Source organism: Inquilinus limosus (assembly GCF_002195995.1).
GTDB lineage: Bacteria > Pseudomonadota > Alphaproteobacteria > DSM-16000 > Inquilinaceae > Inquilinus > Inquilinus limosus_C.
Genome location: NZ_NHON01000171.1, coordinates 1 through 7,056 on the forward strand (window position 1 = coordinate 1; position 7,056 = coordinate 7,056).

At 71.8% G+C, this 7,056-nt stretch carries 4 protein-coding genes; 2 read left to right on the top strand and 2 right to left on the bottom strand.

Annotated features, from left to right (window positions below):
• The first annotated feature begins 92 nt into the window (after window positions 1-92).
• The gene (locus tag BWR60_RS35135; RefSeq protein ID WP_088157861.1) at window positions 93-1,748 is read left to right on the top strand and encodes a copper resistance CopC/CopD family protein; all 1,656 of its coding nucleotides are present in this window, start codon (window positions 93-95) and stop codon (window positions 1,746-1,748) included.
• Window positions 1,749-1,888: 140 nt separating this feature from the next.
• Here the strand turns inward: BWR60_RS35135 and BWR60_RS35140 are convergent, their stop codons facing one another.
• Window positions 1,889-2,626 carry a prepilin peptidase gene (locus BWR60_RS35140; protein WP_088157863.1) on the bottom strand — a complete coding sequence of 246 codons (738 nt, stop codon included), beginning with the start codon at window positions 2,624-2,626 and terminating at the stop codon, window positions 1,889-1,891.
• 1 nt (window position 2,627) lies between these two features.
• The gene (gspD, locus tag BWR60_RS35145; RefSeq protein ID WP_144445869.1) at window positions 2,628-4,832 is read right to left on the bottom strand and encodes a type II secretion system secretin GspD; all 2,205 of its coding nucleotides are present in this window, start codon (window positions 4,830-4,832) and stop codon (window positions 2,628-2,630) included.
• A gap of 361 nt (window positions 4,833-5,193) precedes the next feature.
• Here gspD and BWR60_RS35150 point away from each other — a divergent pair, with 361 nt between their 5' ends.
• The gene (locus BWR60_RS35150; RefSeq protein WP_088157865.1) at window positions 5,194-6,879 is read left to right on the top strand and encodes a GspE/PulE family protein; all 1,686 of its coding nucleotides are present in this window, start codon (window positions 5,194-5,196) and stop codon (window positions 6,877-6,879) included.
• Window positions 6,880-7,056: the final 177 nt, after the last annotated feature.

Genomic DNA, 7,056 nt, shown 5'->3' on the forward strand with positions numbered 1-7,056 from the left:
CCCAAGGTCGCCATCGTCGCCGTCATGCGCCGGATGCTCACCATCCTCAACGCCATGCTCAGGGACAACGCACCGTGGCAAAACCACGCCGCATGACACCTCTCTCCCAAGACAGTTGCTACCCCCCTCCCGCAAGGGGAGGGGGGACAAGAGGGGGCGCGCAGGGTTGGGTCTATGCTTGGCTGCTTCTTCTCCTGACGCTCCTCGCGCCCCAGGCCGCCTGGGCCCACGCCTCGCTGCTGCGGGCCGAGCCGGCGGAGAATGCGGTGATCGCGGCCGGGCCGGACAGCTTCCGCCTGACCTTCAACGAGCCGGTGTCGCCGCTGGTGCTGCGGCTGGTCCAGCCGGACGGCACGGCCGTCACGCTGGGCGATGCCCGGCTGGAGGATGCGACCCTGGTGATCCCGGCGCCGGCCGGCCTGGGGCGCGGCACCCATGTGCTGAGCTGGCGCGTGGTGTCGGAGGACGGGCACCCGGTCGGCGGCTCGGTCGTGTTCTCGATCGGCGAGCCCGGCGCCGGGCCGCCGCCCCAGGCGGCGGACATCGCCGACCGCCCGGTCGAGGCCGCGATCTGGCTGGCCCGGATCGCGATCTATGCCGCGCTGTTCCTCGGCGTCGGCGCCGTGGCGTTCCGCGCCGCCGTCGCGCCACTGCCGCGCGGCGCCGCCCGCATCGCCGCCGCGCTGATGCTGCTGGGGCTGGTCGCCGCGCCCGTCTCGGTCGGGCTGCAGGGGCTGGACGCGCTGGAGATGACGCTGGCGGGGCTCGGCCGGCGCATCGCCTGGACCACCGGCTGGGGCACCAGCTACGGCCTGACCGCCGCCCTGGCCGCGGCCGCCCTGGTCCTCGGCCTGCTGGCGCTGGCCTTGCGGCGCGGCCGGGCCTCGGCCGCGATCGCCCTGCTGGCCGTGGCCGCGACCGGCACGGCGCTGGCGGCCAGCGGCCATGCCAGCGCCGCAGCGCCGCAGATCCTGACCCGGCCGGCGGTGTTCCTGCACGCGGTCGGCATCGCCTTCTGGGCCGGGGCCCTGCTGCCGCTGGGACTGCTGCTGCGCGCCGGCGGGCCGGGCGCCACGGCGGCGCTGCGGCGCTTCTCCGCCCTCATCCCGGTCGCGGTCCTGCCGCTGGCGGCGGCCGGGATCCTGCTGGCGGTGGTTCAGCTCGGCCAGGTCTCGGCGCTGTGGACCACCGATTACGGCCGGGTCTTCCTGGTCAAGCTGGCGCTGGCGCTGGCGCTGTTCGGCCTGGCCGCGCTGAACCGCTGGCGCCTGACCGCCCCGGCGGAGGCCGGCGATGGCCGCGCCACGCGGCGCCTCGCCCGCTCGGTCGCGATCGAATCGGCGCTGGTGCTGGCGATCTTCGCCGCGGCCGCGACCTGGCGCTTCACCCCGCCGCCGCGCGCCCTGGCGGAGGCCGCGGCCCAGCCGGCCTCGATCCACATCCACACCGCCCCGGCAATGGCCGACCTGACCATCACCCCCGGCCGCGCCGGCCCGGTCACCGCCTCGATCGTGGTGCTGACCGGCGATTTCGGCCCGCTGGACGCGAAGGAGGTGACGCTGGTGCTGTCCAACCCCGCCGCCGGGATCGAGCCGATCCGCCGCAAGGCCGTGCAGCCCGGCGACGGCACCTGGCGGGTCGACGGCCTGGTCATCCCCGTCCCCGGCCGCTGGACCGTGCGGGTCGACGTGCTGATCTCGGATTTCGAGATCGCCAAGCTGGAGGACGTGATCGACATCCGCCCCTAGAGGCCATTCGGAAATGCTACTGGCGTGGCCGTCTGGCGGCGGTTTCTCCGCTTCCGGTGCTCACGCACCAATGTGCGCTGCGCTCCGGTTCTCGAAACCACCACCAGCCGACTCACGCCAGCGCATTTCCAAACGGCCTCCTAGAGTGGCCCGATGAGCCGCATCGCCCAGATGCCGAGGGCCAGCCAGGGGCCGAAGGCGATGGCCGTGTGCCGCGAGATGTCTCCGCGAGCGGTGACCAGCGTGGCGACAAGCGCGGCGCCGGCGCCGACCAGCACCACCCAGGGCAGGGCCTGCCAGCCGAGCCAGGCGCCGCCGGCCGCCAGCAGCTTGGCGTCGCCGAGGCCGAGCCCGTCGCGCCCGCGCAGCCGGCGATAGGCGAAAGCCAGGCCGGCGAAGAGCAGCCAGCCGATGGCGGCGCCGATCGCCCGGTCCGGCCAAAGCGGGCCGGCCGGTTCCAGCAGCGCGGCCAGAAGGCCGGCCAGGATCAGCGGCAGCGTCAGCATGTCCGGCAGCAGCCCGGTGCGGCGGTCGATGGCGGCGAGCAGCAGCAGCCCCCAGCCGAGCAGGCAGGTGCCGGGCATCAGCGCCGGATCGCCAGCCGCGAGCGCCGCCAGCGCGATGGCGATCGCCGCCAGCTCGATCACGGTATGGGCCGGGTCGATCGTGCCGCCGCACATGCGGCAGCGGCCGCGCAGGGCGACCCGGCTGAGCACCGGCACCAGGTCGCGCAGCGCCAGCGGCTGCAGGCAATGGTCGCAGCGCGAACGGCCGACCAGCAGGCCGCGGACGTCGTCCGGCAGCCGATGCGCCGCAGCGGCGAGGAAGCTGCCGACGATCGGCGAGACGGCGACGAGCCCGATCTGCCCCAGGGTCACGTCACAGCTGGCGCGGCCGGGTGGTGGTGCGCGGCCGCAGCGCCTCCATGCGCGAGCGCAGCTCCTCCGCGATCGCCTGGGCGTCGGCGGCGTTGCGGATCACCCGCGGGGTGATGAAGACCACCAGCTCGGTCCGGTCGCGGCTGTCGCTGGTCGAGGAGAACAGGTTGCCGAGCAGCGGGATGTCCTGCAGCACCGGCACGCCGCCGCGGCCGTTCGTCTGGCTGTCCTGGATCAGCCCGCCCAGCACCACGGTCTGGCCGTTGGCGACCGAGACGATCGAGCCGATGCGGCGGGTCGAGATCGTCGGCGCCAGCGCGTCGGCCTGGGTGGAGGCGGCGTCGTTGACGATGCTCGACACCTCCTGCTGCACATCCATGCTGACGTCGCTGTTGGAGTTGATCCGCGGCGTCACCTTCAGGATCACGCCGGTGTCCTTGTATTCGATGTTGCTGATCACCGGCGAGCCGTTGGTGTCGGTCGACTGGCTCTGCTGCGTCCGCACCGGCACCTGGTTGCCGACCTGCAGCCGCGCGGTCTGGTTGTTCAGCACCGCCAGCGTCGGGGCCGAGACCACCCGGACATGGGTGATCGAGGACAGGGCGTTGAGGACGACCCGGGCGCCGCCGGTGGAGATTGCCAGGTTGAGGCCGGAGCCGGCCTGCGGCACCGGGGAGCCGAGTGTCCCGGACGGCGAGCTGCCGGCCGCGCGCGTGGTGAAGCCGGCGGAACCGAAGCCGGTTTCGAGATAGTACTGGACGCCGTATTGCAGCCGGTCGTTCAGCGTCACCTCGGCGATCGTCGCCTCGATCACCACCTGCAGCGGGCTGGCGTCGATCGCGCGCAGCGCCGATTCGATCAGCCGGAACGCGGCGGGCCGGGCGCGGATCAGGAGCGCGTTCTTGTCCCGGTCCGGCACCACCCGCACCTCGCCCAGCTTGTCGAGCTTGAACACCGCCGCCTTGCCGGCCTGGGCGCCGGCGAGGCCGAGGATCGAGGCGTCGCCCTCCTTCTGCTGGGCGTTGAAGTCGATCGGCGCGAATTGCGACGAAGTGCCCGAGCCCGGCTGTCCCGATGCGGTCTGGCCGGTGCCGTTGGTGGTGCCCGTGGTGCCGGAGGCATTGGCCTGGTCGGTGCCGGTACCGTTGCTGCTGCTGCTCGAGACCCCGAGGCCGCGGGCGACGTCCGAGCCGAGCTCGTCGTCGAAGGGCGAGGCACCGGCCTGGTCGACCTTGCCGAAGGCCTGGCCCAGCACCCGCGCCATGTTCGCCGCGGTGCCGTTCTGCACCATGTAGACGTAGACCCGTTCCTCGTCGGAATCGCCCTGGTCCAGCCGCTTGATCCAGCGGCCGGCCTCGTTGAGCTTGTCGACCCGGGACGAGACCACCAGCACGGCGTTCAGCCGCTCCACCGGCATGAAGTTGATCAGGCCCTTGAGCGGGCCGCGGTCGGGCGCGCCGCCGAACACGGCGCTGAGCTCCTTGATCACGGCCTCGGGCTGCGCCTGCTGCAGCGGGAAGATCCCCGACGACATGCCGCGCAGCCAGTCGACATCGAAGGATTCGACGGTGGCCCCCAGCGCCGAGCGGTCGGCGCTGGTGCCGGAGATCAGCACCAGGTTGCGGGTCGAGTCGATCCGCACCAGTTCCGGGTTGACTGCCGGGGCGATCAGCGGGCCGATGGTCTCGGCCGAGACATTGCGCAGCGGGATGATGGTGATGCCGTAGCCGGCCGGCAGCGGCTTCGGATCGTTGCCGAGCTGCAGCACGGTGCGGCCGGACACCGCCTCGCCCAGCGGCACGATCCGGTATCCGGCACGGTCATCCTGCACCAGGGCGGCGCCGGAGGAGCGCAGCGCCGTCTCCAGCATCGCGACCAGGTCGTTCGGCTTGATCGGCCCCTGGGTCGACAGCGTCACCGTGCCGGTGACCCGCGGATCGATGCTGTAAGGCTGATGTAGCAGGTCGCCCAGCACCGCCTGCACCACCTGGGCCAGATCGGCATTGTTGAAATTGACCTGGTAGCCGCCGGGCTGCGCCTGGATCTGGGAGCCCACTGCCGCCGGCTCGCCCGGCACCGCGTCGATTCCCGGGAAGACCTGGGCCTGGCGCACCGGCTGGGTGCGGCCCGCGGAGGCGACGACATTGGAGCGGGACCGGTTGTCCGTGGGCGCGGCCAGCGACTTGTTGGCCAGGTCGTCGAACATCGAGGGCGGCTGATCCGCATTCTGCTGGCCACATGACACCAATGCGAACAGCATTGGAATCGCAAGGATTCTGAAGGAAAACGCCCTGAAAGCCACTGAAGCCATCCCCCGGCAGCGACGCCGAGCCATAACCGACCGGCTGTCGCTCGACAAGTGACAAGAGCAATCGGCCTCGATTCGAATCGAAATTGTTGCATTCTTGTTAAGTTTTATTGAATTCGGGATTGTAACCCTCTGATAAGGCGAAAACATTTCGTTTGACCGCAGTCCCATCACGGCCGAGATTGCCGCTCGCTCGCCGCCCGGCGATGATAGGGGGGCGCGGTGGGTCGCGCAGGGGGACCGGCACCGGAAGGGCAATGTGAAACCGCTCCTGGACATTCTCGTCGAGCTCGGAAAGCTGGGCCCCGAGGACCGGGTTCGGGTCTCGCGCCTGCACGAAAATTCGGGCGACGGCGTGCCGGCCCTGCTGTCGAAGCTGGGGCTGGTGTCCGGCCGCGACCAGGCGCTGGCCCTGTCGGTGCAGCACGGCGTGCCGCTGGTCGGCCCCGATGCCTTCCCGCCGGCACCGCTGTTCGACGGCCGGCTGTCGCCCCGCTTCCTGCGTGAATCCCGGGTGCTGCCGCTGGCCGAGGCCGAGGACGGGGTGACGCTGGCCATGGCCGACCCCGGCGACGCCTATGCCCGCCAGGCGGTGGAACTGGCGACCCGCCGGCCGGTCCGGCCCTGCGTCGCCGCCACCGAGGATCTGGACGACGCCTTCGCCCGCTACTTCGACAGCGGCCGGTCCGCGGTCGAGCGGATCGTCGACGACATCGGGGCCGAGGCCGAGGAGGCGGCCGGCGACCCGGACGTGCAGCATCTGCGCGACCTGGCGCAGGAGGCGCCGGTCATCCGCCTGGTCAACCAGATCTTCAGCGACGCGATCCGGATGCACGCCTCGGACATCCATGTCGAGTGCTATCGCGACGAGGTGAAGGTCCGCTACCGCATCCACGGCCTGCTGCGCGAGATGAAGGGCCCGCCGGTGCGGCTGGCCCCGGCGCTGATCAGCCGGATCAAGATCCTGTCCAAGCTGGACATCGCCGAGCGCCGGCTGCCGCAGGACGGGCGCGCCCGCTTCACGGTCGGCGGCCGCAGCATGGACATGCGCGTCGCCACCGTGCCGACGCTGCATGGCGAGAACGTGGTCATCCGCCTGCTCGACACCGCCGGCATGGACATCGAGCTGTCCGCGATCGGCTTCGCGCCGGAGGTCGAGGCGACGCTGCTGAAGCAGCTGGCCCGGCCGCACGGCATCCTGCTGGTCACCGGCCCGACCGGCAGCGGCAAGACCACGACGCTGTACGGCGCGCTGCGCATCCTCAATCAGCCGAGCCGGAAGATCCTGACGGTCGAGGACCCGGTCGAATACCAGATCAAGGGTGTCAACCAGATCAACGTCCGCCCCCAGATCGGGCTGGACTTCGCCCGGGTGCTGCGGTCCTGCATGCGCCACGACCCGGACGTGATCATGGTCGGCGAGATCCGCGACGGCGAGACCGCGAACATCGCCGTGCATGCCGCGCTGACCGGCCATCTGGTGCTGTCGACGCTGCACACCAACAGCGCCACCGGATCGATCAACCGGCTGCTGGACATGCATGTCGACGGCTACCTGCTGACCTCGACCATCGCCGGCGTGATCGGCCAGCGCCTGGTGCGCCGGCTGTGCCCGGAATGCCGCCGCCCGGTCGACACCCCGGCGGGGCTGGTCGAGCGCGCCGCCGCCGCCCGGCCGCTGGCGACGGCGACGCCGCAGCTTTACGAGGCGGTCGGCTGCCCGGCCTGCGACGACCTGGGCTACACCAGCCGGATGGGCATCTTCGAGTACTTCGCGCCGAATGACGAGATCCGCGACCTGCTGCGCGACCGCATCTCCACCGCCGCCCTGACCCAGGCGGCGCGCCGCGCCGGCATGGTCACGATGTATGAGGACGGGCTGCACAAATGCCTGGCCGGGCTGACCACGCTGGACGAGGTCCACCGCGTCACCGAGGAGTGGTGACATGCCGGTCTTCGCGTACAAGGCGCTCGACGGCAGCGGCGCGGTGGTCGAGGGCCGGGCCGAGGCGGCGGACGAGGCCAGCCTGACGGCGAAGCTGGAGGCGACGGGCATCCTGCCGCTGAGCGTGGCGCCGGTGCGCGGCCAGGCCGGCCGCGGCGGCGGCGCGGCTGCCGGAGG

Bases quoted from the DNA above. Each gene is read 5' to 3' on its own strand.
- gspD (WP_144445869.1), bottom strand. From the start codon at position 4,832: ATGTTCGACGACCTGGCCAACAAGTCGCTGGCCGCGCCCACGGACAAC.
- BWR60_RS35135 (WP_088157861.1), top strand. From the start codon at position 93: ATGACACCTCTCTCCCAAGACAGTTGCTACCCCCCTCCCGCAAGGGGA.